The following is a 25731-nucleotide window of genomic DNA, read 5'->3' as shown; positions in this document are numbered from 1 at the left end:
GAGTGCTCAGAACCAGGCGCTCGGCCCTGGGCCGGGGAGAGGACGTCGCGGCCGTCTCCGTGACGGGAGGGGTCGTGGAGGCCGGCCAGTGAGCGGGGTCGTCGCCGTCGTGGTGGCCTACAACCGTGCCGAGCTGCTTGCCCAGTGCCTGGACGGACTGGCTGAGCAGGTGGTGGCCCCCAGAGGGGTCGTCGTCATTGACAACGCCTCCACCGACGGCTCCGCCCAGGTCGCCCGTCAGCACCGGGTGGGCGCACAGGTGGTGAGCCTGCCTGAGAACACCGGGGGCGCCGGAGGCTTTGCTGCCGGGATCGCCCGGGCCCTGGCCGTCTACCCTGACGCGCGCTGGGTGTGGCTGATGGACGATGACACCGTCCCTACCCCCGGCGCCCTGGAGGCGCTGCTGGACGCGGCAGCCCGCTACCCGGGCCAGCCGGCCGTCCTGGTGTCGCGGGCGGTGTGGCACGACGGTACCGAGCACCCCATGAACCGGCCCCGTACCCGCGTGGGCCTGACCCGCTCCCTGTACCGGCACGCTGAGGAGGCCGGGTGCCGCCAGGTACGCAGCGCCTCTTTTGTGTCCGTCCTCATGGACGTGCGCGAGGTCCGCGCCCAGGGGCTTCCCAGGGCGGCCTTCTTCCTGTGGAATGACGACTTCGAGTACACGATGCGCCTGCTGCGGCACCGTGTGGGGCTGTACGTTCCCCAGTCCGTGGTCCGGCACCTGACGAGGACGCTGGGCTCCTCCGACTCCGACCCCGGGGAGCGCTTCCGTTTCGAGGTCCGTAACAAGATGTGGACCTTCCGCTACGGAACCGGTCTGGGGGCGCTGGACCGACTGCTCTACGGGTTGGGTACCACACGGCGCTGGGTGCGGACGTACCTGGGGTCCACGGACCGGGCCGCCCTGGTGCGGGCTGGTTGGAGGGGGGCGCGTGAGGGGCTGGGCGCCCCCAGGCCCACGACGCGGATCCTGGCGGCCACACCGGTCGGTGACGATGTCGCCCGCCTTGAGGCGGGTGCGGTGTGACGACCCGGGAGAGCCCTCCGGAGTTCAGCGTCCTCCTTCCCGTCTACCACAAGGACCGGGCCGCGTTCCTGCGCCGTTCCCTGACGTCGGTGACCGTGGACCAGGAGCTGCCCCCTGACGAGGTGCTCCTGGTGCGTGACGGTCCGGTGCCGTCCAGCCTGGAGGACGTCCTCGTCGACGCCGAGTCCGGGAGGCTGACCGACGGCGTACCCGTGCGTGTGCTCAGGCTGGAGAGGAACCAGGGCCTGGCGCGGGCCCTGGAGGAGGGGCTCGCCGCCGTCTCGTACGACACCGTCGCGCGGCAGGACGCTGACGATATCTCACTGCCCGCTCGTTTCTCCTGCCAGCTGCCGCTGATAGCCAAGGGCTACGAGCTCGTCGGATCCGCTATTCAGGAGTTTGTTGACGAGGCCGACCAGGAGGGCCTGGTGAGGCGTCAGCCCGCGAGTATGGAGGGTATCCGTCGCGCCCTGAGCATCCGTGACCCCTTCAACCACCCCTCCGTGGTGTTCAGCGCGAGCAAGGTCCGTTCTGTCGGCGGCTACCAGGACCTGGATCTGATGGAGGACTACTGGCTCTTCGCCCGGATGGTCCACTCCGGGGTCCGGGCCGTCAACGTCCCGGAGGTCCTGGTACGTTACCGGGTCGGCGCCGGCGCCTACGCCCGTCGCGGCGGCCTGCGCCTGCTGCGTAGCGAGCTGACCCTCCAGGCCAGGATGCGCCGTTCCGGTATCGTGACACGTTCCCAGTTCGTGCGTAATATCGTCGTGCGGGCTGGATACAGGCTGGTGCCGACCCCGGTGAGGGCGACAGCCTACAGGGGGGCGCAGCGTGCGCTCCTGCGTCGTCGAGGCTGAGACCGGGGCAGGCGGCCCAGCGCGCCCCACGTCCAGGCGGTGGCCGGCTGCATAAGGCGGACGCCACCTCACGGCCAGGGTCCGGGGTGGCAGCAGAGGCTGAGGAACGAGGAGGAACGTGAGGCACGGTACCCGTTCGCTGGGTGCGGCACGCCCGAGGAAGACCCTCCGGGGGGACATCCAGGCCCTACGCGCGCTGGCGGTGCTCATGGTCGTCGGCGTCCACCTGTGGCCCTCACGGCTCAAGGGCGGCTTCGTGGGGGTCGACATCTTCTTTGTCATCTCCGGCTTTCTCATTACCTCCCACCTCCTGCGTGAGCTCGACGCCACCGGCAGCATTAGCCTGGGGCGCTTCTACGCCCGACGTGTGCGGCGTCTCCTGCCTGCCGCCTACCTGGTCATCCTCGTCTCGGCGGCTGGTGTCGTCCTGCTCATGCCCTGGGACCTGTGGGGGCGCAACTTCACCGAGCTGGCCGCCTCCGTCGGCTACGTGCAGAACCTCTGGCTGACGGCGCAGTCGGTGGACTACCACGCCCAGGGGCAGGCTGCCACCGTGGCCCAGCACTACTGGTCGCTGTCGGTCGAGGAGCAGTTCTACCTGGTGTGGCCTGCCGTCCTGCTGGCCCTACGTCACCTGTTTGGCCGACGCCGGTACGCCCAGGGGGGTGGGGATGCGTTCCGCAGGTTCCTCGTGCTCGGGTCGGTCGTGATCGTCCTGGTGTCCTTCGGGTTCTCCCTGTGGTTTACCGGGTTCAGCCCGAGGCAGGCGTACTTCTTTACCCCGGTGCGTTTCTGGGAGTTTATGACCGGAGGTTTCCTCGCGGTTTTGTCTCCCTGGATCTCCCGGGTGCTCGGCGGCGCGACCGCGTTCGTGCTGGCCGTGGCCGCCTGGGCGGGACTGGTGGTCAGCGGGTTCGTCGTGGACCCGGCGAAGCCCTTCCCAGGGTGGTGGGCGGTCCTGCCGGTGGTGTCAACGGCGTCAGTCATTGCCGCTGGTTGCTCCGGGGCGGTGCCGGGACTGCGTCTCCTGACGGACCTCAGGGTGGTGCGCCTCCTGGGCGACGCCTCGTACTCGATGTACCTGTGGCACTGGCCGTTCATTATCCTGCTCCCTCATCTGCTGGGACGTTCCGTCCTGCTTCCTGAGAAGCTCATGATCCTGGTGGCGACGACCTTCCTGGCGGTCCTGACCAAGAGGTGGGTCGAGGAGCCGGGACAGCGGGTGAAATGGGGTGTACGTCGTACCTTCGCCGTGACGGCCGGTGCCATGTCCGTGGTCCTGGGCCTGTGCGCCGGCTCGGTGGTCTGGGCCCACAGGTCTATTGCGTCCGCCGCCGCGGCACAGCGGGACTTTCTCGACCAGGAGTGCTCCGGCCCGGCTGCCCTGCTCAGGACCGAGTGCCGCGACCACGTCAACGACCCCCTGGTATCGACCGTCCTGGGGCAGGACGCCGAGTACTTCCGGGAGATCCCCGGGTGCGTGTGGCTCTCCGACGCCCAGGACAACGGTATGCCGTCCGTCTACGAGTGCGACTACACCCCGGCCGGGCAGAAGCCTTACACGGTCATGCTCATTGGGGACTCCCACGCCCAGCAGTGGGAGGGCACCCTTGACGCCGTCGCCAAGCGTAACGGCTGGCGCATGCGCCTGAGCCTCAAGGGCGGGTGCCCTATCGCCCACCTCCCCCTGTCCATCGGGGATCCCAAGGCCGAGGCAGAGTGCAGCAAGTCCCAGGCGGCCGTCGACGAGTACGTCCTGGCCCAGGCGCCGGACGTCGTCGTGTACTCCACGTACGCCATCGGGGAGCACGTCGACGACGGGACAGGACGCAGCCAGGGCGAGATGTACTCCGACGCCCTGGGGGCCACGTGGTCCCGGTGGGCGGCCAATGGTACGCGGGTGGTGGTCGTCGCGGACACGCCCCTCAACGACGCCGTCCGGCCGGCTGAGTGCGTGACCGCTAACGCCAGCAACCCGGAGGTGTGCGCCCGCCCGCGTTCCGAGGCGCTCCCGGACTCCCCCATGAGCACGGCGGTGAGGGCGCTGGGGGATCCTCGGGTCACCCTCGTGGACCTGACCGACGCCTTCTGCGACGAGACCCGGTGCTACGCGGCGGTCGGGGGCCTCCAGGTCTACTACGACTACAACCATGTCCAGCGGGCCTACGCCATGAAACTTGTGGACCAGCTCGACGCCGGGATCAAACGGCAGACATAAGATGGCGCACGTACTGGTGGCCGGGGCGGAGTGGCGGCACAGGTGGGGCCGACGGTGCCCGGAGGCTCGTCGCGCACCAAAAGGTGACGATAACCACTGCCGCGGGGAGGGGGCTGGCGGGGCTGCGCGGGCTCGTCGCGGCTCTGACGTGGTGGAACCTGGGTTAGACTGTTGGTTGAGGGAAGGATCTTGTGGTGAGTTATGATGTCGTGGTTGTTGGCTCGGGTTTGTTCGGGTTGACGGTGGCTGAGCGGTGTGCTAATGGGCTTGGTCTGAGGGTTCTTGTTGTTGAGCGGCGTGATCATATTGGTGGTAACGCGTACTCGGAGGCTGACCCGGTTACCGGTATCGAGGTGCACCGGTATGGTGCGCACCTGTTCCACACGTCTAACGAGCGGGTGTGGGAGTACGTGAACAGGTTCACGTCGTTCACGTCGTACGTGCACCGTGTGTACACGGTGCATGGTGGGGTGGTGTACCCGATGCCGATCAACCTGGGGACGATCAACCAGTTCTTTGGTGCGGCGTACTCTCCTGACGAGGCGCGTCGGTTGGTGGCGGAGCAGGCGGGTGAGCTGGCCGGCAGGGATCCGGGGAACCTGGACGACAAGGGGGTCAGCCTGATCGGGCGGCCGTTGTACGAGGCGTTCATCAAGGGGTACACGGGTAAGCAGTGGCAGACGGATCCGCGGGATCTGCCGGCGTCGGTGATCTCGCGGCTGCCGGTGCGGTACACGTACGACAACCGGTACTTCAGTGACCGGTACGAGGGGCTGCCGGTGGACGGTTACACGGCCTGGCTGGAGCGGATGGCGGACAGCCCGCTGATCGAGGTGCGTACGGGGGTGGACTTCCTGGACGGGTCGCAGCCGCTGAGCCGGGACGCGCTGCGGGGGCGGGTGCCGGTGGTGTACACCGGGGCGGTGGACCGGTACTTCGACTTCTGTGAGGGGGTGCTGGGGTGGCGGACGATCGACCTGGTGCGGGAGTACCCGGACACGGGTGACTTCCAGGGTACGAGCGTGATGAACTACGCTGACGCTGACGTGGGGTACACGCGTATCATTGAGCCTCGGCACTTCCACCCGGAGCGTGACTACCCTGGTGACCGGACGGTCATTATGAAGGAGTACTCGCGTTTCGCCGGGGAGGGTGACGAGCCGTACTACCCGGTGAACACGCCGCGGGACCGTGAGCGGCTGCTGGCCTACCGTGCCAGGGCCGAGGCGGAGCCGGGCGTGTACTTCGGCGGCCGGCTGGGGACCTACCAGTACCTTGACATGCACATGGCGATCGCCGCTGCCCTGAACATGTTCGACAACACCATCACACCACACTTCCACAAAGGCACCTCCCTGAACGGAGAAGGAACCAAGGCATGAGCACCACGACGCGAGTCCTCCAGCGTTTTGTCCTGCCCGCTGACAGTGACGACGACATTCTGCCGCTGTACGCTGAAGGCGAGATTCTCTCGGTGGCCCCGCCCCCTACCGACAAGCAGGACAGCGACCTTCCCACCGGCATGGCCGAGACCGCGCGCCAGAGCGGCGGTCAGATTATCTCTCGGTACAGTTACCGGATTCCCTCCCAGACTCGGTCGTCCTTTGGTACCTACTTCAACGCCTTCCCGGCGGCGTACTGGCGTCGCTGGACCATAGTGACTGAGGTCACGCTGAAGGTTCAGGTCCGGGGATCCGGGTCCGTCATTGTCTACAAGTCCAATGCCCGGGGCTCTGCTCACCGTGTGGCCAGCTCCCGCATTGGCGCCCAGGCCGAGGAGCTGGCCTTCAAGCTGCCGCTGGACACCTTCGGTGACGGGGGCTGGTACTGGTTCGACGTCGTGGCCGACTCCGCCGACGCCGTCGTGGAGGCCGCCCACTGGGAGACCGAGGTTCCCCAGGAGACGCCCTCCGGACGCACCACTATCGGGATCACCACCTTTAACCGCCCGCACGACTGCGCCACCGTGCTCACCCAGCTAGGCGCCTCCAAGACCCTGCCGAGTGTGCTTCGCGAGGTCGTCGTCGTGGACCAGGGGGACCGGAAGGTCAAGGACGACCCGCTTTTCCCGGACGCTCAGCAGTCCCTGGGCGAGCACCTGCGTGTCGTGGACCAGGCCAACCTCGGTGGCTCGGGCGGCTTCTCGCGTGGCATGTACGAGGCCCTGGAGGACGGGGCCGACTACGTCCTGCTCCTGGACGACGACGTGCGTATCGACCCGGAGGGCATTGTGCGGGCGACCACCTTCGCGGACCTCACACGTGTGCCGACGATCGTGGGCGGGCACATGTTCTCCATGTATGAGCGCACCATGCTCCATGCCTACGCCGAGCACATCCAGCCCTGGCGCTTCTGGTGGGAGGCGTCCAGGGGCACCGAGCACGACCACGACCTGTCCAAGGCGCCGCTGCGTACCACACCCTGGCTGCATCAGCGTGCCGAGGCCGACTACAACGGCTGGTGGATGTGCCTCATCCCGACCTCCGTCGTCCGCCGGATCGGCCTCAGCCTGCCCTTCTTCATTAAGTGGGACGACTCCGAGTACGGTCTGCGGGCCAGCGAGGCTGGCGTGCCCACGGTCTCCTTCCCCGGGGCCGCTGTCTGGCACGTGCCGTGGACCGACAAGGACGACTCCCTGGACTGGCAGGCCTACTTCCACGAGCGCAACCGGCTGGTGGCGACCCTGCTCCACTCCCAGTACAAGTACGGCGGGCGGTTCATTAAGGAGTCGATGTACGACCAGATCAAGCACCTGCTGTCCTCTCAGTACTCAGTCGCGGAACTGCGTCTGAAGGCCATTGAGGACGTCCTCAGCGGCCCCGGCCACCTTCAAGCCGGGATCTCGACGATCGTGCCGGAGGTGCGGGCTCTGCGCTCGGGCTTCGATGACGCGACGGTGGAGAGGGATCCCGACGCCTTCCCCATGGTCCGGCGTCAGAACCTGCCCCCCAAGGGCGAGAACCGTGGCTACCCCAAGACCATCGTCGGCCGCCTCACCATGGCGGTCAAGGGCACCATCAAGCAGGCGCTGCCGGTCAGGGAGTCCTCCCTGGCCCACCCGGAGGCGCGCGTCCCGTGGACCGACGCCCGCTGGTGGGTGCTCTCCCAGTTCGACTCCGCCGTGGTGTCCAACTCCGACGGCTCGGGTGCCTCCTGGTACCACCGTGATCCCGTCCGGTTCCGTGACCTGCTGGCCCGCTCGGTCGTCCTGCACAGGCGCCTGCGCCAGGAGTGGGACGCTCTCCAGGGCAGCTATCGCAGGCAGCTCGACGAGGTCGTGGGGCCCCAGGCGTGGATCCGGACCTTCGGTATCGTCCCTGCTGGCTCCAAGCCCAGGAAGGCCGCCGTGAAGGGGAAGAAGACCGCCGTGAAGGACGGCTCTCGGAAGTCTCGGTGACTTAGGCCTGCCGGGCCGGGGGCGACCCCGCCCCCGGCCCGGCAGGGCCGTCTGGGTTAGACTGTTGGTTGAGGGAAGGATCTTGTGGTGAGTTATGATGTCGTGGTTGTTGGCTCGGGTTTGTTCGGGTTGACGGTGGCTGAGCGGTGTGCTAATGGGCTTGGTCTGAGGGTTCTTGTTGTTGAGCGGCGTGATCATATTGGTGGTAACGCGTACTCGGAGGCTGACCCGGTTACCGGTATCGAGGTGCACCGGTATGGTGCGCACCTGTTCCACACGTCTAACGAGCGGGTGTGGGAGTACGTGAACAGGTTCACGTCGTTCACGTCGTACGTGCACCGTGTGTACACGGTGCATGGTGGGGTGGTGTACCCGATGCCGATCAACCTGGGGACGATCAACCAGTTCTTTGGTGCGGCGTACTCTCCTGACGAGGCGCGTCGGTTGGTGGCGGAGCAGGCGGGTGAGCTGGCCGGCAGGGATCCGGGGAACCTGGACGACAAGGGGGTCAGCCTGATCGGGCGGCCGTTGTACGAGGCGTTCATCAAGGGGTACACGGGTAAGCAGTGGCAGACGGATCCGCGGGATCTGCCGGCGTCGGTGATCTCGCGGCTGCCGGTGCGGTACACGTACGACAACCGGTACTTCAGTGACCGGTACGAGGGGCTGCCGGTGGACGGTTACACGGCCTGGCTGGAGCGGATGGCGGACAGCCCGCTGATCGAGGTGCGTACGGGGGTGGACTTCCTGGACGGGTCGCAGCCGCTGAGCCGGGACGCGCTGCGGGGGCGGGTGCCGGTGGTGTACACCGGGGCGGTGGACCGGTACTTCGACTTCTGTGAGGGGGTGCTGGGGTGGCGGACGATCGACCTGGTGCGGGAGTACCCGGACACGGGTGACTTCCAGGGTACGAGCGTGATGAACTACGCTGACGCTGACGTGGGGTACACGCGTATCATTGAGCCTCGGCACTTCCACCCGGAGCGTGACTACCCTGGTGACCGGACGGTCATTATGAAGGAGTACTCGCGTTTCGCCGGGGAGGGTGACGAGCCGTACTACCCGGTGAACACGCCGCGGGACCGTGAGCGGCTGCTGGCCTACCGTGCCAGGGCCGAGGCGGAGCCGGGCGTGTACTTCGGCGGCCGGCTGGGGACCTACCAGTACCTTGACATGCACATGGCGATCGCCGCTGCCCTGAACATGTTCGACAACACCATCACACCACACTTCCACAAAGGCACCGTCAAGTGAGTTCGATCGCCGACCAGGAGTTTGTGACGCCGGGCCGTTCCTCCGGTCTCTTCGAGGTTATTAAGCAGCCCTACCTGACGTCGCTGATCGTGCACAAGGAGCTTCGGGCCCGTTACCGGGGCTCGGTCTTCGGTATGCTGTGGAGCTACGCCAAGCCCGCTACGCAGTTCCTGGTCTTCTACTATGCCATCGGCGTGTTCATGCGGATGAACGACCAGGTGCCGAACTACGTCATCTACATGTTCTCCGGCGTCATTCTCATCAACTATTTCAGTGAGATATTCGGGAACGCCACGCGCTCCGTCGTCGGCAACGCCCCCCTCGTGAAGAAGATCTACCTGCCTCGTGAGCTCTTCCCGGTCTCCTCCATGCTGGTAGCCCTCGTGCACTTCCTGCCCCAGGTGGCCACCCTTCTCGTGGGCGCCCTGTACATGGGGTGGTGGCCCTCGCTGACCAGCGTCGCCGCGATCCTCGTGGGCTTTGTGATCGTGACCTTCTTCGCCCTCGGCCTGGGGCTGCTCACCGGGGCGGTCAACGTGTTCTACCGGGACTCTGAGAACTTTGTCGACCTCATCCTCATGATGGCGACCTGGCTGTCCCCGGTCCTGTACACCTGGAGCATGGTGTACAAGGCGCTGGGGCAGGTGTGGGGCGGCGCCCTGTGGTACGTCTACCAGCTTAACCCGCTCACGATCGCCGTCGAGCTGTTCCACTACGGCTTCTGGGAGGCGACTCTCGACGGCACGGGCGGGGTCGTGGTGTCCGCCGTGATGCCTGGCATGACGAGGTGGGTGCTGCTCGCCCTGGTGACGTCCTGCCTGGTGCTCCTCCTTGGTGAGACAGTGTTCCGTAAGCTTGACTCCCAGTTCGCCCAGGAGCTATAGATGTCAGAGATCATCAGGGTCGACTCCGTCATCAAGGAGTTCCGTATCCAGAACACCCACACGCTCAAGGACCGTCTGGTGTGGACCCTGCGGGGCAGGCGTAACCAGCTCACCCACGAGTTCCGGGCCCTGGATGACGTCTCGTTCCGGGTCAACGAGGGGGACTCGATCGCCCTCATCGGTTACAACGGCTCGGGGAAGTCCACCATGCTCAAGCTGATCTCCGGGGTCATGCAGCCCACCGCCGGGAAGATCGGTGTCCGCGGCAGGATGGCGGGCCTGATCGAGGTGGGTGCCGGGTTCCACCCCGACCTGACGGGACGGGAGAACGTGTTCCTTAACGGGGCCATCCTGGGAATGAGCCGAACGGAGATCGAGGACGCGTTCGACGACATCGTGCGGTTCTCCGAGATCGAGCAGTTCATCGACACGGAGGTCAGGTTCTACTCCTCCGGCATGTTCCTGCGCCTGGCGTTCTCGGTAGCGGTCCACACCGACCCGGACATCTTCCTCATTGACGAGATCCTTGCCGTCGGGGACGAACCGTTCCAGCGAAAGTGCCTGGACCGTATACGTCAGATGCAGGAGATGGGTCGCTCCCTGGTCATTGTGAGCCACGACCTCAACATGGTCAGGGAGCTCTGCACCAGGGGCATTATGCTCCAGCAGGGCAAGCTGGTCGTGGACGATACCGCTGAGAAGGCGGTCAGCGTCCTCAGGGAGGCGTAGGCGCATGGATGCCGAGCTGTTCGCCGCCCAGGTGTCCGACCTGCTGGGGACGGAGACCGTCTCAATGTCGGTGACGCCCAGGGTGAGGGCGGTTATCGACCGCCTGGGGGCGGCCTGGGTCGCCTCCGCCCTGCGCCCGCTCCTGCTGCTCAGGGGCGCTGACCAGACACTGTCCGCGGAGCTTCACGTCTGTGACCGCCAGCCAATGACCTACGTGGCCCAGACCCGGGGAGCCGGCCATGAAGGAGTCGTCCTGGTCGGGGACGGCCGGGGCCTGTCCGCCGGGCACCTGACCCTCCCCGGCCCGGGCGTACTGGACGGGTCAGCACCGTTCGCCATAGGGCCGCAGGACACCACCTGGATGCGGCTGGCCTCCGGGGCCTACGGGCGCTTGTACCGCCACCTCCCGCTGGGCCTGGACACCTACCGCCAGTGGTGCAACCACCGCCGTCGCCTGGATCTACGAGCTGGCTCCTGGAGCAGCGCCACCACCGGGGCCGGTCCTGGCGCGGGACAGCGGACCATGTGGGTGGCCATGCACTGGGCCGAGGAGGGAGGTGCCGAGTCGTGGGCCTGGGCCCAGGCCAGGCTTGCGGCGCGGGCCGGCTTCAACCTGGTCATCACCACCGACCGCGCCGCGCCGCAACGCCTTCTGGACCAGGCCCTGAGCCTGACCCCCCACGTCTACAGCGCGGGTAACGCCGTCCCGGTCTCGGAGTTCCCCCGTCTCGCCATGGCCCTCATGGACAGGCACCAGGTCACCGATATCCACATCCACCACTCACTCCTGGCTTACCGGGCGCTCCCCCTTGTCCGCGCCCTCTACCCCGGCACCAGGGTGGAGGACTCCACCCACGTGGTGGAGTACCGCGGTGGTGGTTTCGTGGGGATGTCCGTCGCCGCTGACGGCATGATCGACCTGCACCACGTCATCTCCCCCCAGCTCCTCCGCCTCTACCGTCAGGCGGGTGTACCTCGGCACAAGGTCGTCTACCGGCCCCTGACACAGGTCGGGGCACCTGGTCGGGCCCGGGCCCGGCGGCCGGTAGCGGGCGCCCCTGTGCGCGTCGGCTTCCTGGGCCGTTTCTCGGTGCAGAAGCGCCCCTATCTTTTCCAGCGCGTCGCGGCGGTGCTCTCACGGGGCCTCCCGGGACGTTTTGCGTTCATTATGCAGGGCGCCGGTGAGCTCGAGGGGACGATCCTCAAGGACAGCCGGAGGCTGCGGCTCGGGGACACGATAGAGTACCGGCGGTGGGGGCCGGCGGAGGACCTCCTGCAGGACGTTGACGTGCTGCTTGTCCCCTCCGAGAACGAGGGGCTGACTCTGACCGCGCTCGAGGCCGACGCCGTGGGCGTGCTCGTGGTGTCAGCCGACGTCGGCTCCCAGGACTCCGTCGTCGCCCAGGAGGCCCTGCTCCCGGCGCAGCCCGTCGCCTTTATGGCCGAGGCCGTCCGCCTGCTGAACCGGCTCGCACGACACCCCTCCCTGCGGGCCCGGCTCCTGGCCGAGCAGCACCGCAAGGTGAGCGAGGTCGAGCGCGCGGAGTCGGCTAGCTCGTTCTTTTCCCACCACTACCAGAAGCTGGTGTCCCCGTGAACGGACAACCCGAGGTGGCCGCGGTCGTCGTCACCTATAACCGTCTTGAGCTCCTTGAGAGGGTACTGGACGCCCTCGAGTCCCAGACCTACCCCGTAGGGCGCGTCTACGTCATCGACAACGCCTCAACGGACGGCACGTCTGAGTACCTGGCCTCCCGGAGGTGGAAGCGCCCGGCGTCGGTCATAACCGCGAGGGTCAACACCGGCGGGGCGGGCGGGTTCACCCGGGGTATCGAGGCCGCTGCCGCAGGCGGGGCCGACATGTTCTGGCTCATGGACGACGACACCCTCCCGCACCCTGACGCCCTGGAGAAGCTCGTAGAGGCCTACGCCCGCTCCACCGGCATGCGGGGTAAGGCGCCTTCCTTCGCCTGCTCTCAGGTGCTGTGGTCGGACGGCAGCCTCTGCGAGATGAACAACCCGGAGCCGACCTGGGACTGGTCACGTCCCCTGGCGGCCGGGGGGACGTGGCTGGACGTGCAGTCCTGCTCGTTCGTCTCGTGCCTGGTCTCGCGTGAGGCCGTCAGGTCAGTGGGGCTACCCTACAGGGAGTACTTTATCTGGTACGACGACGCCGAGTACACTCTGCGCCTGTCGAAGTGGAGCCCGGGGGTATTCGTCCCCGAATCCCGGGTCACCCACCTCCTGGCGAGCAACCGCGGAGTGAACTGGGGGGACGTCACCGCTGACAACATCTGGAAGTTCGAGTACGGCATGCGTAACCAGGTCTCCGCCGCGTGGTCGCTGCGCAGGCCCCACATCGCCGTCGTCCTGGCAGAGAACGTCATCGGGCAGATGAGGGGCTCCGGCGTCCCGGTGCCCCTGCGTCTGCGACTGCTGCGAGCGGCCTGCCGCGGACTGTTCTTCCACCCCAAGAGACGTTACCTGCGCTCATAGGCGCCGGTAGCACCGAGGAGAAGTGTATGAGTCCATCTCACCACAACGTACTGGTGATTATGCCTGCCTGGAACGAGGCCGCCGTCATCGCAGGGGTGCTCCAGGAGGTCACCGGATCCGTCGGGGCGTTCGCGGACGTCCTCGTCGTGTCTGACGGCTCGACGGACGCGACCGCCCAGATCGCCAGGGGCGCCGGTGTCATGGTGCTTGACCTGCCCATTAACCTGGGTGTCGGTGGTGCTATGCGTGCCGGGTACCTGTACGCCCGTCGTATGGGCTACGAGTACACCGTGCAGCTCGACGCTGACGGCCAGCACGACCCCGCGGAGATCCAGTCACTGCTGGAGTGCGCCCGCCGGGAGTCCGCCGACGTGGTGATCGGCGCACGATTTGCCGGTAAGGGCGAGTACGCTGTCCACGGTCCCCGTCAGTGGGCCATGAAGATGCTCTCCTTCATTCTCTCCCACGTGTGCGGGACCCGCCTGACGGACACCACGTCAGGTTTTAAGCTGGCCAACCGCCGGGCGATCGAGCTCTTCTCCTACGAGTACCCCGCAGAGTACCTGGGGGACACCGTCGAGGCGCTTGTCGTCGCGGCGCGCCACGGCCTCAGGGTCCGCCAGCAGCCGGTGGCGATGAGGGCCCGGGCGGGCGGGGAGCCCTCCCACAGCCCGCTGAAGGCCGCACGTTTCCTCGTCCGGGCCTTCCTCGCGCTGGGAGTGGCCCTGACCCGCCCCAAGACGTCCGTCGACGTCACGCAGTCCTGACAGGAGGGGACCGGAATGCAGACGACGTATATTTTTGGCCTGGTGTTCGGGGCGATCGTCCTCGTCTCCATATTCATGCGCATGCGCAACCAGGGCATGAAGGAGCGCTACGCGACGTGGTGGATCGTCATCGCGCTGTCGGTGATCACGTTTTCCGTCTACCCTCCGTCGCTCGATGCGATCGCCGACTTCCTCGGTTTCCAGGTGTCGTTGAACCTGCTGTTCTTCCTGGCCAGCATCGTCATGCTCATGCTCTCGCTGCGGTTCAGTATCGATCTCTCCCGGAGCGACGAGGAGCGCCGTCGGCTGACCGAGGAGATCGCTATCCTCAGGGCCCAGGTCGCGGAGCTGCAGGACAAGGAGTTGCAGGACAAGGCGTCCTAGAGGGCGGGGGAGCGGGCCGTCAGGGGCGTTGACCGTCATGACATGCTATGCTCTCCTGCCGGCGAAACCCGATCTGCCTTCCCGGTCGAGCCGTGTCGTGGCAGGAGGGTGTGGGCAGGTTCATGCGAACCATAAAGACAAGGAGTGAGGCGGTCCAATGACTGAGACCAGGCCCCTGGGCATCCACACCACGCCGATCCCCGGCTTCCTGAGGATCGACCTGACCCTCCACGGGGACAACCGGGGGTGGTTCAAGGAGAACTGGCAGCGGGAGAAGATGGTGGCCCTGGGCCTGCCGGACTTCGGCCCGGTGCAGAACAATATCTCCTTCAACGACGAGGTGGGGGTGACCCGGGGTATCCACGCCGAGCCCTGGGACAAGTTCGTCTCGGTGGCCACCGGCCGGGTCTTCGGGGCCTGGGTGGACCTGCGCGAGGGCCCCAGCTTCGGCACCGTCTACACCTGTGAGATCGACCCCTCGGTGGCGGTCTACGTGCCCAAGGGCGTGGGCAACGCCTACCAGACCCTGGAGCCGGGCACGGCCTACACCTACCTGGTCAACGCCCACTGGTCGCCGCGGGCCCGGTACACCTTCCTCAACCTGGCCGACGAGACGGTGTCCGTGCCCTGGCCCATCCCCCTGGAGCAGGCGATCCTCTCCGACAAGGACAGGGCCCACCCGCGCATGGAGGACGTCACCCCCTTCCCGGCCGCCCCCGCCGAGGGCCTCGTGGGCAGGCGCGTACTGGTCACCGGGGCCAACGGCCAGCTGGGACGCGAGCTCATGGCCCAGCTGCCGGCGGCGGGCTACCACCCCACCGGCGTGGACCTGCCCGAGCTCGACATCTCCGACGCCGCCGCCGTGGACGCGCTGGACTGGGGCCGCTACGACGTCGTCGTCAACGCGGCCGCCTGGACCGACGTCGACGGGGCCGAGACCCCCCAGGGACGCCGGACCGCCTGGAGGGCCAACGCCACCGGGCCGGCCAACCTGGCCCGCGCGGCGGCCGTCCACGACCTCACCCTGGTGCACGTCTCCAGTGAGTACACCTTCGACGGCACCGCCGGGATCCACACCGAGGACGAGCCCCCCAGCCCCCTGGGCGTCTACGGCCAGTCCAAGGCCGGGGGCGACGCCGCCGTCCAGGCGGCCCCCCACCACTACCTGGTGCGCACGTCCTGGGTGGTGGGAGAGGGCAGGAACTTCGTGCGGACCATGGCCTCCCTGGCCAGGCGCGGTGCCGCGCCCAGGGTCGTGGCCGACCAGACCGGCCGCCTGACCTTCACCACGGACCTGGCGGCGGGCATTATCCACCTGCTGGCCACCGGCGCGCCCTACGGCACCTACAACCTCTCCGGCCAGGGGCCCGTGGTCTCCTGGTACGACGTCGCCAGGCGCGTCTACGAGCTCACCGGCCACGCCCCGGACCTGGTCACCCCGGTCACCACCGAGGAGTACTACGCCGGGCAGGAGGGCGTCGCCCCCCGTCCCCTGGTCTCCACCCTGGACCTGGGCAGGATCGAGGCCACCGGCTTCACCCCCGGCAACTCCATGGAGCGCCTGGAGGCCTACGTGGCCGGGCTGTAGCCGGCCCTCCTGGCTGCTGGCACGACTTGGGCATAGGATTACCCGCATGCACAAGACCGCCGTTGTCACCGGTGCCGGTGGATACATTGGACGTCACGTGGTCCGCTCCCTCCTGGACCGGGGGTTCTCGGTCGGGGCGGTGGACCCGCGCCTGGACGGTGTGGACGCCAGGGCCGAGAGGCTGGACGTGGACATCTTCTCCGGGGCCCCGGACGTGTACGAGCGCATGGGCCGCCCCGACGTCGTCCTGCACCTGGCGTGGCGTGACGGCTTCAAGCACGCCTCGACGGCGCACCTGGACGACCTGGCCAGGCACTACCACCTCATTGAGGACCTCTACGCGTCCGGCCTGCACCAGCTCGCCGTCATGGGCACCATGCACGAGGTCGGCTACTGGGAGGGCGCTATCGACGAGGACACCCCCTGCCGCCCCGCCTCCCTGTACGGCATCGCCAAGAACGCCCTGCGCCAGGCCACCCTCCTGTCCGCCGCCGCGCACGGCGGTGTCGCCCAGTGGATCCGGGCCTACTACATCGTGGGGGACGACGCGTTCGGCAGCTCGATCTTCTCCAAGCTCCTGTCCGCCGCCACCGAGGGCCGCAGGACCTTCCCCTTCACCTCCGGCAAGAACCGGTACGACTTCATCTCCGTGCAGGACCTCGCCGACCAGATAGCCGCGGTGGTGAGCCAGGAGGACGTCGACGGCATTATCAACGCCTGCTCGGGCCGGCCCGTGACGCTGGCGGAGCGGGTGGAGCAGTACATTAAGGACAACGACCTGGACATCACGCTGGAGTACGGCGCCTTCCCGGACCGCCCCTATGACTCGCCCGGCGTCTGGGGTGACGTGTCAAAGATCACCAGGATCCTTGACTCCGTAGGCTGATCCCCGTACCACCCGCCTGCCGCGGCGGCGTCCTGCCGGACGCGCACCGGGAACAGGTCCTGCCGGGCCCGCCGTTGTGGCACAATCATCCCCGGTCCGCCACAGTGGCGTGACCGGTCCCGTGCGACGGATAGGAGTTCTGGTATGGCTTCCGACGAGGCGCTGACAGACCCGGAGCTGCTGCACCGTATACAGGCCCTGCTCCTCAAGATGCTGGCGGACTTTGACGACACCTGCCGCCGCCTCGACATCCCCTACGTCGTCTACGGCGGCACCGCGATCGGTGCCGTGCGCCACCACGGATTCATCCCGTGGGACGACGACGTGGACGTCCTCATGACACGGGCGGACTACGAGCGGTTCCTCAAGGAGGCGCCTGATGCGCTGCCGGAGGGGTACCAGATCGACAACACGCGCACACGTCCGGACTTCCCCTTCATGTTCACCAAGCTCGGGCTCAAGGGAACGCTCCTGGTACCGGAGTTCGGCAGGGACTCCAAGTACCGGATGCCGATCTCGCTCGACGTCCTGCCCGTGGACAACGTCCCCGACGACTCCCGCGCGGCCCGCTCCATGAGCCGCAGCACCTGGCTGTGGGGCAGGCTCCTCTACGTCCAGGGCACGCCCACGCCCTACCTGATCGGCATTAAGGGCCTGAGGCGGGTCGCCATCCACACCGCCACCTCCGCCGCCCACTGGGCTATGAGGCTGCTGCGGGTCACCCCCCGGACCCTGCAGGCGCGGTGGGACCGGGCCGCCCGACGCTACGAGGACACCCCCACCCGGAGGATGGCGGACTTCTCCATGCGGGACCCGTGGAACTGGGCGGTGACCACGGACGACCTCTACCCGGCCCTGGAGGTTCCCTTCGAGGACATTACGGTCAAGCTGGCACGCAACTACGACAAGCTGCTGCGCCGCTCCTACGGGGACTACATGCAGCTGCCTCCGGAGGAGCAGCGGCGTAACCACAAGCCGTGCGTCATCGACTTCGGCCCCTACGAGACCACCGGCTCCTGAGGAGGGGCCACGTGCATGCCTGGCACGAGTGAACGCTCCCAGATCGGGCGCGACTACCTGTGGAACACGGCGGCGTCCCTCATGACGTCCCTGGCGACCGTGGTCATGCTCCTGGTGGTCACCCGCACGGCGGGGATCCGGGCGGCCGGCGTCTACTCCCTGGCCATTGCCGTGGGCCAGCAGTTCCAGACCCTGGGCATGTACGAGGTCAGGACCTACCACGTCACCGACCTGCGCCACCGGTTCACCTTCGGCACCTACCTGGCCACCCGCATTGTCACCGTGGCCCTCATGCTGGTGGGTATTGTCGGCTACGCCATGGTGTCAGGGGACGGCGGCAGCGACCTCCTCCTCATTGTGCTGGTGGCCAGCCTGCGTGTGTTCGACGCCTTTGAGGACGTCTACGTGTGTGAGCTCCAGCGGGTCGGGCGCCTGGACCTGGGGGGCCGGGCCTGCTTCTGGCGCGCCCTGAGCACGACCGCGTCCTTCTCCGGCATGCTCGTGGCCACCGGCAACCTCCTGGTGTCCACCGTCGTGTCCCTGGTGGTCTCCCTGGTCGTCATGGTGGGCGTCTACCTGCCGCCGTCCCGCGGGCTGTTCCCGCTCCGGCCCACCTGGGACCCCCGGCGCGTCGGGCAGGTGCTCCTGGCCTGCCTGCCTCTGTTCCTGGCCTCCTTTATATCCATGTACCTGTCCAACGCCCCTAGGTTCGCCATCGACCGCTACCTGGACCCCACCCAGCAGGGCTACTTCGCGATCCTGTTCATGCCCGCCGTCACCATTAACCTCATGTCCCTGGTCATCTTCCGCCCCCTGCTGACGCGAATGGCGGGTTTGTGGGTCCAGGGCGACCGCCCCGGGTTCCGGGCGGTGGTCAACCGGGGGCTGCTCGCCACCGCCGGCGCCTTCGTGGTCGTCGGCCTGGTCACCTACGTCGCCGGCGTACCGATCCTGGGCCTGGTGTTCGGCAAGGACGTGTCCGCCTTCTCGGTTGAGCTCATGGTGCTCGTGGCTGGCGGGGCCATGAACGCCGCCAGCGTGGTCCTCTACTACGCCCTGACGACGGTGCGCCTGCAGAACCTCGTCTTTGCGGGGTACGTCCTGGCTGCCGGGGCCATCACCCTGCTCTGCGTGGTGCTCGTGCCCCAGGGCTCCCTGCTGGGCGCCTCGGTCGCCTACACGGCGGCCATGTCCGTGCTGGTGGCCGTGTTCGCCGTGGTCCTGTACCGCACCGTCACCAGGAGGTAGGACGGGGCCCGCCCGGGCCCGCCCGTCGGTCATGGTGCGAAGGAACACAGGCTGGCGGCGGAGGCGGCGGAGGCGCCTGTACTAGGCTGCCGCGTGTGGAACTCTCCCGTTTGTTCGCTGCACGTGACCTGGGGTTGCGCGACAACTCCCTCAACCTGATCCGGCTCCTGCTGGCCTTTATGGTGCTGTACTCCCACGCCGAGATCCTTACCGGGGTGGGGGACGGGATCAAGTGGCAGGGGCAGCACATTGGCAGCTGGGCCGTCGTGGGGTTCTTCGCGATCTCGGGGTTCCTCATTACCGGGTCCAGGGAGCGCTCCGACGCCGGACGCTACCTGCTCAACCGGGTCACCCGGATCTTCCCCGGGTTCCTGCTCGCCCTGGTCTTCGTGGCCTTCTTCCTGGCCCCCATCGCCCAGGTCATTGAGACAGGGAGCCTGCGCGGCTACTTCAGCACCCCCGTCACCCCCGGTTACTACGTGTACGGCAACATTCTGCTGAGGATCATGACCTACGAGATCGGCACGACGCTGGCCGACATCCCCTACCCCAAGGCGTGGAACGGCTCGCTGTGGAGCCTGTACTACGAGTTCTGGTGCTATATCATTATCGGTGTCTTCCTGTCCTGGAAACTAACCCGGGAGAAGGTCTGGCCCACGGTCCTGCTGTTCCTCCTCAGCGTGGGGGTGCACTCCGGGATCGGCTATATCGGCGGTTTTGTGGACGAGAGCTACGACTTCAGCATGCTGTCGTTCATGTTCCCCTACTTCATGGGCGGGGCGGTGGTGTACAAGCTGCGCGACCGTCTTCCCATGCGGCCACTGATAGCGTTTGTCTGTGCCGTAGTGGCGGTGGCCCTGATCAGGTACTCCAACGACTACGGGCCGCAGCTGGCCTCCCCTCTGATCGCCTACGTGGTGCTGTGGCTGGGGGCTGTCGTGCCCTCTCCGGCGGTGACCAGGGTCCACGACATCTCCTACGGGGTGTACATCTTCCACTTCCCTGTCATCCAGTTCCTGGTCCTGCTGGGCCTGCACCGCCACGGGTTCGCTCTCCTGCTCGTGGTCGCGGTGGCGGTCACCATCGTCCTGGCCACGGCCAGCTGGCTGGGGGTGGAGCGGGCCGCCATGCGGTGGTCGCGCGGACGCAGGCCCTGGGGGGACCTGCGCCAGGCGGCCCGCTGACGCGCGCCGGCCTGTCCGCGGCCGACGCGCGTCAGCTGCGGCTAACGGGCCAGGGCGTGGGAGGCCAGCATCCGTGCTGAGTCCGTGTCCCTGCGGCGCAGCGCGGTAGGCAGCAGGGCCAGCGCGTGGGCGCGCGAGGTCGTGTGCCACCGGGCGGCCCGGGCCGCCCTGGACCAGCCGTTGCGTCGCACCAGGTCCGCGGCCAGCGCGAAGTAGGCGCGCTCACCGCTGAAGCGGCGTCCGTCGAACAGGGCCGTGGAGGAGGCGGACTCCTCGTGACGGCGGTAGGCGAAGCACGTGTAGGGGTCCAGCAGCAGGCAGCCGCCCGCCACGACTACGTCAATGACCAGGGCGAGGTCCTGGATAATGGGGAAGCCCGGCCGGAAGGGGGTCCGCGTGAGCACCTCACGACGGAAGGTCAGCGAGGGCCAGTAGAGCCAGTCGGCGCGCAGCAGCGAGGCCGCCAGGTCCTCGCCCGACAGCAGGCGCGGGGAGCGGGTCCGTGGCATGGTCAGGCGCTTGACGGTGTCGGCCAGGGAGCCTGAGACCGTCCCTGAGGAGTCAATGACCTGCACCCCGGGCTGGATAATGTCCGCCTGGGGGAAGTGCCTGTGGTCAGCCAGGACCCGGGCCACGTAGTCCGGTAGGAGGACGTCGTCGCACCCTAGGAGCATGACCAGGTCCGCGGAGGCCAGCTCGATGCAGCGGGCGTAGTTCCCGGTGATCCCGAGGTTCTTCTCATTGCGTACATAGGTCACCTGGGGGTGAGCGAGATCCTTGAAGTACTCCTGGACCTGCGGGTCGGGGTAGCAGTCGTCGACGACGGTCAGGTGCCAGTGCCTACTGGTCTGGCACAGGACCGCCTGGACCGTCTCGTACAGGTAGTGAGGCTCGCCCCAGAAGGGGATCATAATATCGATCATGGGTGTCCTTGTTACTTGGTGGTAGGTGTGGGTCGCCGGGTGCACGAGGCGGACGGCGCAGCGCCCGCTACCCGCGGGGCCCGGTCCCCTCAGTGCCGGGCCCGGGCGAGGATGTCCAGGAGGTACTGGCCGTAGCCGGACTTGACCAGGGGCTCGGCGCGGGAGCGCAGGCCGTCGTCGTCAATGAAGCCCATACGCCAGGCGATCTCCTCGGGACAGCCGATGTTGAGCCCCTGGCGGTGCTGGATGGTGCGTACGAAGCTGGTGGCGTTGGCCAGGGAGTCGAAGGTCCCGGTGTCCAGCCAGGCGGTGCCGCGCGGCAGGACCTCCACGTTCAGGCGCCCGGCCTCCAGGTAGGTGCGGTTGACGTCGGTGATCTCGTACTCCCCGCGGGCGCTGGGCCTGAGGTTCCTGGCGATCTCCACGACGTCGTTGTCGTAGAAGTACAGGCCGGGGACGGCGTAGTCGCTCTTGGGGCAGGCGGGCTTCTCCTCGATGGAGACGGCCTTGAGGTCGGCGTCGAACTCCACGACGCCGTAGGCGCTGGGGTCGGCTACCTGGTAGGCGAAGACGACGCCGCCCTCGGGGCTGGTGTGGCGGCGCAGCTGGGTCCCCATGCCGGGGCCGTAGAAGATGTTGTCCCCCAGGACCAGGGCCGCGCTGTCGGAGCCGATGAAGTCGGCGCCCAGGACGAAGGCCTGGGCCAGGCCGTCGGGGGCCTCCTGGACGGTGTAGGACAGGCTGACCCCCAGCTGGGAGCCGTCGCCGAGCAGCCGGTGGAAGCTGGGGGCGTCGTGCGGTGTGGTGATGATCAGCACGTTCTGGATGCCCGCGAGCATGAGGGTACTCAACGGGTAGTAGATCATCGGCTTGTCGTAGACGGGTACGAGCTGCTTGGAGGTGCCCAGGGTGATCGGGTTGAGTCGCGTGCCGGAGCCGCCGGCCAGGATAATGCCTCGCATGGTGCCAGTCTGTCCTAAAAGATGCCACCTGTCACGGTAGCCGGGTGTGCTCGGCGACGTCGTCGGGAAGCCGCACCGGAGTATATTATATGTGGTGCAACGCATAGCCGGTCCGGTGCGCGCGGCGTCTCCGTTTCGGCAGGGCGCCGGGTATGCCCTATGATCTCGGCGTGTGCGGCGGGCCCTCATCCAGGCCGCGTCGGGACTCTGAGCGAAGGGGTAACGGATGCGGGTACGTGTTGACGTCGTCCTGGCGAGGGCTCTGACCCTGTGGGTGCTCTGCCTGATGTGGCTGTCCCTGCTTCTCCCGCTCCTGGTGACCTCCTCGGGGACCGTGCTCATAGGGGCCGGAGCGGTCTCCCTGGGAATCTCGGCCTACTATCTGGTGAGGGCCCTGCGCGGGAGCCGTGGCGGCGCAAGGTGGTGGAGGCGCCTGGCGGCGGTCGCGACGGTGAGTTGCTCTGCCGTCGTGGGCACCGCCGACATTATCGCCAATGTGGTGCGCTACCACGGTATGTCCCCCCACTTTACCCGTGAGGACATGGTGTTCAACTCGATCCTCTCCCTGCGTATCCACCAGGCGGGCGGTATCGACGACATCAACAACCCGGCGTTCCTCGCCAACCTCGTGACCTCGCTGTTCTACGGGCCCGGTAAGGGATACCCGCCGCTGCGCGTCATGATGACCGGTAACGCCGTGAGTGTCGCCCTGATATGCGCCCTGGCCAGCCTGGTGGGGGCCGCGTACACGTGGTCACGTACCCAGCGGGCGCGTCCTCTGGGGCGTCTGGTCGCGGTCGTGGCCGTGGGGTGGATCCCCTTCACCGGCGTCGTCCTGGGGTCCGAGGTCATTGTCGGCCACATTAACGTGGTCATGACCTACCTGGTCCTGTGGCTCGCCTGGATCCTCTATGACTCGGAGGACGAGAGGGCCGGTGTCGCTCTGGCCTGGGAGCTGTGCGCGACGACCCTCGTTCTGGCGTGCTGGCCGCCAGTGGCTATTATCCCGGGCGTCCTCTGCGTTCTCATGGGCGTCCGCTGGCGCAAGGCACTGCGGGCGCAGGGCGGCAGGCCTGAGCGCAAGGAGCTTGTCATCCTGACCGTCTCGGCACTGGGCTTCCTGGCCTTCACGGTCGGCTACCCCCTGCGGGCGCTCGCCTCGTACGGGGAGGTCCTCGGGGCGAACGGGGGGAACATCGGGGACCCGCCCTTTATCCTCCTGGCGATCCTGGTCGATATGCTCTGCGGCCTGTGGCTCGTCCTGGCCCGGCCTCAGAGCCGTGAGCGGAGCCTGGCCATAGTCCTCGTCTTCAGCGGGGCGTTCCTCGGGGTGGTGTACCTCCTCAACCAGCGCACCGAGGACACGATCGGGATGGGCTACTACGTCAACAAGTACCTCCTCCTCGTGAACGTGTTCACCGCCAGCATACTGGCGGTTGAGCTGGCTAGCGAGATGGCGTCCCAGGACAGGAGCTCCGGGCCTCGCTCGTTGTTGCGGCACGCGACGATCGTGCCTGCCCTCGCGCTGGTGCTCTGCGCCGTCGGCCTGCCTCTGCAGAACTACGGAATGCGTTCCTGGGTCGCTCCCATCCACACCCCGGTCAACTGGGCGGTATTCGCCCCGGTGGAGGTCATGAACCACGAGGACGACGTGTTTGCCCGGGTGTTCGACAAGGAGCAGGGAGGGGCGGCCATGTTCTACAAGGCCTCGACCGAGCTGCTGGTCGATATGGACCGCAACAGGTTCATGATCCAGTTCAGCGCCCCCACGGACAAGGAGGTGCGCATCTACGCCTACACCTCGGCCAGGGACTACTACGGGCGGGTGTGCGGCGTGTTCGAGGCCTGGGGGAAGGACGCGACCGTCTACACCAGCAAGAGCCGGCGGACTGACGCGCGTCTGTGGGTCGAGGGCTGCCGGGCCCCGGGCCAGAAGGTGGAGATTATCGCCGTTGACGACTGAGCCGGGCTTTCTGCTCGGCTCGTTGCCGACGCCTCTCTTAGTAGCGGATGGCGTCGATAGGACGGATCCGCACCGCCACCAGGGCGGGGACGGCGCCTGCCAGCGCCCCCACGCCGGTGGCCGCCGCCAGGCCGATGAGCGCCGCGCTCATGGGGAACGGCGGCCGGGTGGGGACCGGGAGGCGGAGGATCGTCTCCAGGGGGGCCAGGCGCATCCCCACGATCGCGATCCCGATCCCGATCACGCCGGCCACGACCGTGGCCACCACCGACTCCAGCATAATGGAGAAGAAGATGCGTCTGCTGGTGGCCCCGAAGGCCCGCCTCACCCCGATCTCGTGGATGCGCTGGCGCACGGTCACCATGGAGATGTTCACCAGCCCCAGGGCCCCCATGAGCATGACGCACACCCCCGCGATGGTGACCACCTTGGTGAAGGTGCTGGACGACGAGGTGGTGGCGCCCTGGTCCACGTTGGACTCGGCCCGGGTGGACCCCGCTCCGAAGGCCGCGTTGAAGTCCTGCTTGGCCAGCTCGATGACGCGCTGGTCGGCACCGTCCTGACCGGCCCAGATCTCCAGGACGGGAGTAGCCCGCTCCACGTTCGTGGGCAGCATGCGCTCATAGGGCGTATTGAGGACCATGGCCGTCAGCGGCTGCGCGCAGGGCGTCTCGTCGGGGCCGGAGGTCTGGCAGCTCTCCCTCTTCTCGGGCTTGAGGACCCCCACGATCGTGTAGGTCATGGGCGTGGGGGCGTAGGCGCGCACCTGGACCGGCCCGGTGAGCCGCTTGAGGCCCAGCTGCTCCAGGAAGCCCTGGGAGACGATAATGGAGGGGGAGAGGTCGTCGGCGTCCTCGGCGGAGAACCAGCGCCCCTGGGCCACGTCGGTGTGGTGGAGGATGCCGTACTGGAGGCTCACCACCTGGGTGTGCACGGTGCGTCCCCCGCTGGGGAAGGCGACCCGCAGGTTCTGGTCGTAGTGGGTGGCCCAGGCCTTGACCTGGTAGCGCTCGACGAAGGAGCTCTGGGCCCGTACCACGTCCGCCGCGCCCAGCCCGGGGCGGGAGCCGGCCTGTGCGCCCGTACCGCCCGCGGGGCCGTCCGGGGAGGTGCCCGGGGAGGTGCCCGGCCCGGAGGGGGCTGACCCGGAGGACGACCCCGAGGAGTCGCCGTCGCCCGAGGGGTCCGTCCCCTTGCCGGTGGGGGAGACTATGATGCTGACGGTCCCGGGGCGTCCCGTGTAGGACTCGTTGAGCCTGTTCACGGCTGAGACGGTCACCTGCCCCAGGGCGATGACAAAGGTCATGGCGGCCACTGCCACGGCCACGCCGACCAGGGACAGGAGCACCCGCAGCCTGCCGATCCGCAGCTGGGCCCAGGCCTCGCTGACCGCGCCCACCAGTCCGGTGAGGATTCTGTTGACGTTGCTCAGGCCCTTCACGGCACGACTCCAATCTTCTGGGTGTCCTGAAGATCCTGGGTGGTGGGATGCGGCCCGTCGGTGGTGGGATGCGGCCCGCCCGAGGCCGGGGCGCTGGTGTCAGGCCTGGGTACGGGCGTGGGGGCCGGAGCGGGAGTCGGGGCTGAGAGGGGCGTGACAGGCCTCCCCGCCGACCCCGGGGTCGGCGGCGTGGCCGGGGGTGGGGCCGCTGGCGCCGCTGGCCCCACGGTGGCCGGAGGCCTGGGCCGTGCGGGGACGCGCCTGGCCAGGGGGGTCCGGCTGGTCGCGGGCACCTGGCGGGGGGCGCGGGCGGGCCCGGGGCCGCTCCTGGGCCTGGGGCCGCTGCGGAGCGCGGGGCCGTCTCCTGGCGCCGACGTCATTGCGGGGGCGGACCGGGGCGAGGATGCCGAGGGGCTGGAGGCAGCCGGTCGTGGTGCGGCTGGTGGTGCCGACCGGGCTGCCGATGGGGCGGACTGGGCCGAGGATGCCGACCCGGCCGA

The 25731-nt window shown here is 67.8% G+C and carries 21 protein-coding genes; 18 read left to right on the top strand and 3 right to left on the bottom strand.

Annotated features, from left to right (window positions below):
• The first annotated feature begins 88 nt into the window (after positions 1 to 88).
• The 17 genes from JJJ15_RS12905 (at position 89) to JJJ15_RS03575 (ending at position 19942) form a co-directional block, all read left to right on the top strand.
• Entirely contained in the window at positions 89 to 1030 is a 942-nt protein-coding gene (locus JJJ15_RS12905) for a glycosyltransferase (protein ID WP_246742140.1), read from the top strand.
• Positions 1027 to 1887 (top strand): glycosyltransferase, encoded by an 861-nt coding sequence (locus JJJ15_RS12900; RefSeq protein WP_106109519.1) that lies wholly within the window; start codon positions 1027 to 1029, stop codon positions 1885 to 1887. Before JJJ15_RS12905 ends, JJJ15_RS12900 begins: the two co-directional genes overlap by 4 nt.
• Positions 1888 to 2005: 118 nt before the next feature.
• On the top strand, positions 2006 to 4105 hold the full coding sequence (locus JJJ15_RS03645; protein WP_200511484.1) for an acyltransferase family protein: 2100 nt from the start codon (positions 2006 to 2008) through the stop codon (positions 4103 to 4105).
• A gap of 194 nt (positions 4106 to 4299) precedes the next feature.
• Positions 4300 to 5487, top strand: coding sequence for a UDP-galactopyranose mutase (gene glf, locus JJJ15_RS03640; protein WP_106109517.1), 1188 nt, complete (start codon positions 4300 to 4302; stop codon positions 5485 to 5487).
• A complete protein-coding gene (locus JJJ15_RS03635) occupies positions 5484 to 7502 on the top strand; it encodes a glycosyltransferase (RefSeq protein WP_200511483.1) in 2019 nt (672 codons plus the stop codon). Before glf (JJJ15_RS03640) ends, JJJ15_RS03635 begins: the two co-directional genes overlap by 4 nt.
• Positions 7503 to 7589: 87 nt before the next feature.
• On the top strand, positions 7590 to 8756 hold the full coding sequence (glf, locus tag JJJ15_RS03630; protein WP_106109515.1) for a UDP-galactopyranose mutase: 1167 nt from the start codon (positions 7590 to 7592) through the stop codon (positions 8754 to 8756).
• Positions 8753 to 9640, top strand: coding sequence for an ABC transporter permease (locus JJJ15_RS03625; protein ID WP_200511482.1), 888 nt, complete (start codon positions 8753 to 8755; stop codon positions 9638 to 9640). Before glf (JJJ15_RS03630) ends, JJJ15_RS03625 begins: the two co-directional genes overlap by 4 nt.
• Complete coding sequence (locus JJJ15_RS03620; protein WP_200511481.1) at positions 9641 to 10369, top strand: ABC transporter ATP-binding protein; 729 nt, start codon at positions 9641 to 9643, stop codon at positions 10367 to 10369.
• 4 nt (positions 10370 to 10373) lie between these two features.
• A complete protein-coding gene (locus JJJ15_RS03615) occupies positions 10374 to 11966 on the top strand; it encodes a glycosyltransferase (RefSeq protein ID WP_200511480.1) in 1593 nt (530 codons plus the stop codon).
• Positions 11963 to 12865: a glycosyltransferase family 2 protein gene (locus tag JJJ15_RS03610; RefSeq protein WP_200511479.1), complete on the top strand. Its 903-nt coding sequence runs from the start codon at positions 11963 to 11965 to the stop codon at positions 12863 to 12865. The genes JJJ15_RS03615 and JJJ15_RS03610 overlap by 4 nt, the downstream gene beginning before the upstream one ends.
• Positions 12866 to 12891: 26 nt before the next feature.
• Positions 12892 to 13632 carry a glycosyltransferase family 2 protein gene (locus JJJ15_RS03605; protein ID WP_200511478.1) on the top strand — a complete coding sequence of 247 codons (741 nt, stop codon included), beginning with the start codon at positions 12892 to 12894 and terminating at the stop codon, positions 13630 to 13632.
• Between the two features lie 15 nt (positions 13633 to 13647).
• Positions 13648 to 14016 (top strand): DUF2304 domain-containing protein, encoded by a 369-nt coding sequence (locus tag JJJ15_RS03600; protein WP_200511477.1) that lies wholly within the window; start codon positions 13648 to 13650, stop codon positions 14014 to 14016.
• 157 nt (positions 14017 to 14173) lie between these two features.
• Positions 14174 to 15604 carry a bifunctional dTDP-4-dehydrorhamnose 3,5-epimerase family protein/NAD(P)-dependent oxidoreductase gene (locus tag JJJ15_RS03595; protein WP_200511476.1) on the top strand — a complete coding sequence of 477 codons (1431 nt, stop codon included), beginning with the start codon at positions 14174 to 14176 and terminating at the stop codon, positions 15602 to 15604.
• 46 nt (positions 15605 to 15650) lie between these two features.
• Positions 15651 to 16490 (top strand): NAD(P)-dependent oxidoreductase, encoded by an 840-nt coding sequence (locus JJJ15_RS03590; protein ID WP_200511475.1) that lies wholly within the window; start codon positions 15651 to 15653, stop codon positions 16488 to 16490.
• A 144-nt stretch (positions 16491 to 16634) separates the two neighbouring features.
• A complete protein-coding gene (locus JJJ15_RS03585) occupies positions 16635 to 17510 on the top strand; it encodes a LicD family protein (protein ID WP_106109506.1) in 876 nt (291 codons plus the stop codon).
• A gap of 15 nt (positions 17511 to 17525) precedes the next feature.
• Positions 17526 to 18758, top strand: a complete 1233-nt coding sequence (locus JJJ15_RS03580; RefSeq protein ID WP_200511474.1) for a lipopolysaccharide biosynthesis protein — start codon at positions 17526 to 17528, stop codon at positions 18756 to 18758.
• Between the two features lie 95 nt (positions 18759 to 18853).
• Positions 18854 to 19942, top strand: coding sequence for an acyltransferase (locus JJJ15_RS03575; RefSeq protein WP_246742139.1), 1089 nt, complete (start codon positions 18854 to 18856; stop codon positions 19940 to 19942).
• 41 nt (positions 19943 to 19983) lie between these two features.
• Here JJJ15_RS03575 and JJJ15_RS03570 read toward each other — a convergent pair whose 3' ends face one another.
• Both JJJ15_RS03570 and rfbA read right to left on the bottom strand, forming a co-directional pair.
• The gene (locus tag JJJ15_RS03570; protein WP_106109503.1) at positions 19984 to 20865 is read right to left on the bottom strand and encodes a glycosyltransferase; all 882 of its coding nucleotides are present in this window, start codon (positions 20863 to 20865) and stop codon (positions 19984 to 19986) included.
• Between the two features lie 89 nt (positions 20866 to 20954).
• Positions 20955 to 21827, bottom strand: a complete 873-nt coding sequence (rfbA, locus tag JJJ15_RS03565) for a glucose-1-phosphate thymidylyltransferase RfbA (RefSeq protein ID WP_106109502.1) — start codon at positions 21825 to 21827, stop codon at positions 20955 to 20957.
• A gap of 226 nt (positions 21828 to 22053) precedes the next feature.
• Here rfbA and JJJ15_RS03560 point away from each other — a divergent pair, with 226 nt between their 5' ends.
• On the top strand, positions 22054 to 23790 hold the full coding sequence (locus tag JJJ15_RS03560; protein ID WP_106109501.1) for a hypothetical protein: 1737 nt from the start codon (positions 22054 to 22056) through the stop codon (positions 23788 to 23790).
• 37 nt (positions 23791 to 23827) lie between these two features.
• Here JJJ15_RS03560 and JJJ15_RS03555 read toward each other — a convergent pair whose 3' ends face one another.
• Positions 23828 to 25231, bottom strand: a complete 1404-nt coding sequence (locus JJJ15_RS03555) for an ABC transporter permease (protein WP_246742138.1) — start codon at positions 25229 to 25231, stop codon at positions 23828 to 23830.
• Positions 25232 to 25731: the final 500 nt, after the last annotated feature.

This window comes from Actinomyces sp. HMT897 (assembly GCF_016626125.1).
Classification (GTDB): Bacteria; Actinomycetota; Actinomycetes; order Actinomycetales; family Actinomycetaceae; genus Actinomyces.
This window is presented reverse-complemented; position numbering and strand designations above follow the sequence as displayed.

Excerpts from the sequence above, each read along its gene's own strand:
- JJJ15_RS03585 (WP_106109506.1), top strand. The coding sequence starts at position 16,635 with ATGGCTTCCGACGAGGCGCTGACAGACCCGGAGCTGCTGCACCGTATA.
- JJJ15_RS03605 (WP_200511478.1), top strand. The coding sequence starts at position 12,892 with ATGAGTCCATCTCACCACAACGTACTGGTGATTATGCCTGCCTGGAAC.
- JJJ15_RS03580 (WP_200511474.1), top strand. The coding sequence starts at position 17,526 with ATGCCTGGCACGAGTGAACGCTCCCAGATCGGGCGCGACTACCTGTGG.
- JJJ15_RS03570 (WP_106109503.1), bottom strand. The coding sequence starts at position 20,865 with ATGATCGATATTATGATCCCCTTCTGGGGCGAGCCTCACTACCTGTAC.
- JJJ15_RS03560 (WP_106109501.1), top strand. The coding sequence starts at position 22,054 with ATGCGGGTACGTGTTGACGTCGTCCTGGCGAGGGCTCTGACCCTGTGG.
- JJJ15_RS03590 (WP_200511475.1), top strand. The coding sequence starts at position 15,651 with ATGCACAAGACCGCCGTTGTCACCGGTGCCGGTGGATACATTGGACGT.
- JJJ15_RS03635 (WP_200511483.1), top strand. The coding sequence starts at position 5,484 with ATGAGCACCACGACGCGAGTCCTCCAGCGTTTTGTCCTGCCCGCTGAC.
- JJJ15_RS03595 (WP_200511476.1), top strand. The coding sequence starts at position 14,174 with ATGACTGAGACCAGGCCCCTGGGCATCCACACCACGCCGATCCCCGGC.
- JJJ15_RS03620 (WP_200511481.1), top strand. The coding sequence starts at position 9,641 with ATGTCAGAGATCATCAGGGTCGACTCCGTCATCAAGGAGTTCCGTATC.
- JJJ15_RS03615 (WP_200511480.1), top strand. The coding sequence starts at position 10,374 with ATGGATGCCGAGCTGTTCGCCGCCCAGGTGTCCGACCTGCTGGGGACG.
- JJJ15_RS03600 (WP_200511477.1), top strand. The coding sequence starts at position 13,648 with ATGCAGACGACGTATATTTTTGGCCTGGTGTTCGGGGCGATCGTCCTC.
- rfbA (WP_106109502.1), bottom strand. The coding sequence starts at position 21,827 with ATGCGAGGCATTATCCTGGCCGGCGGCTCCGGCACGCGACTCAACCCG.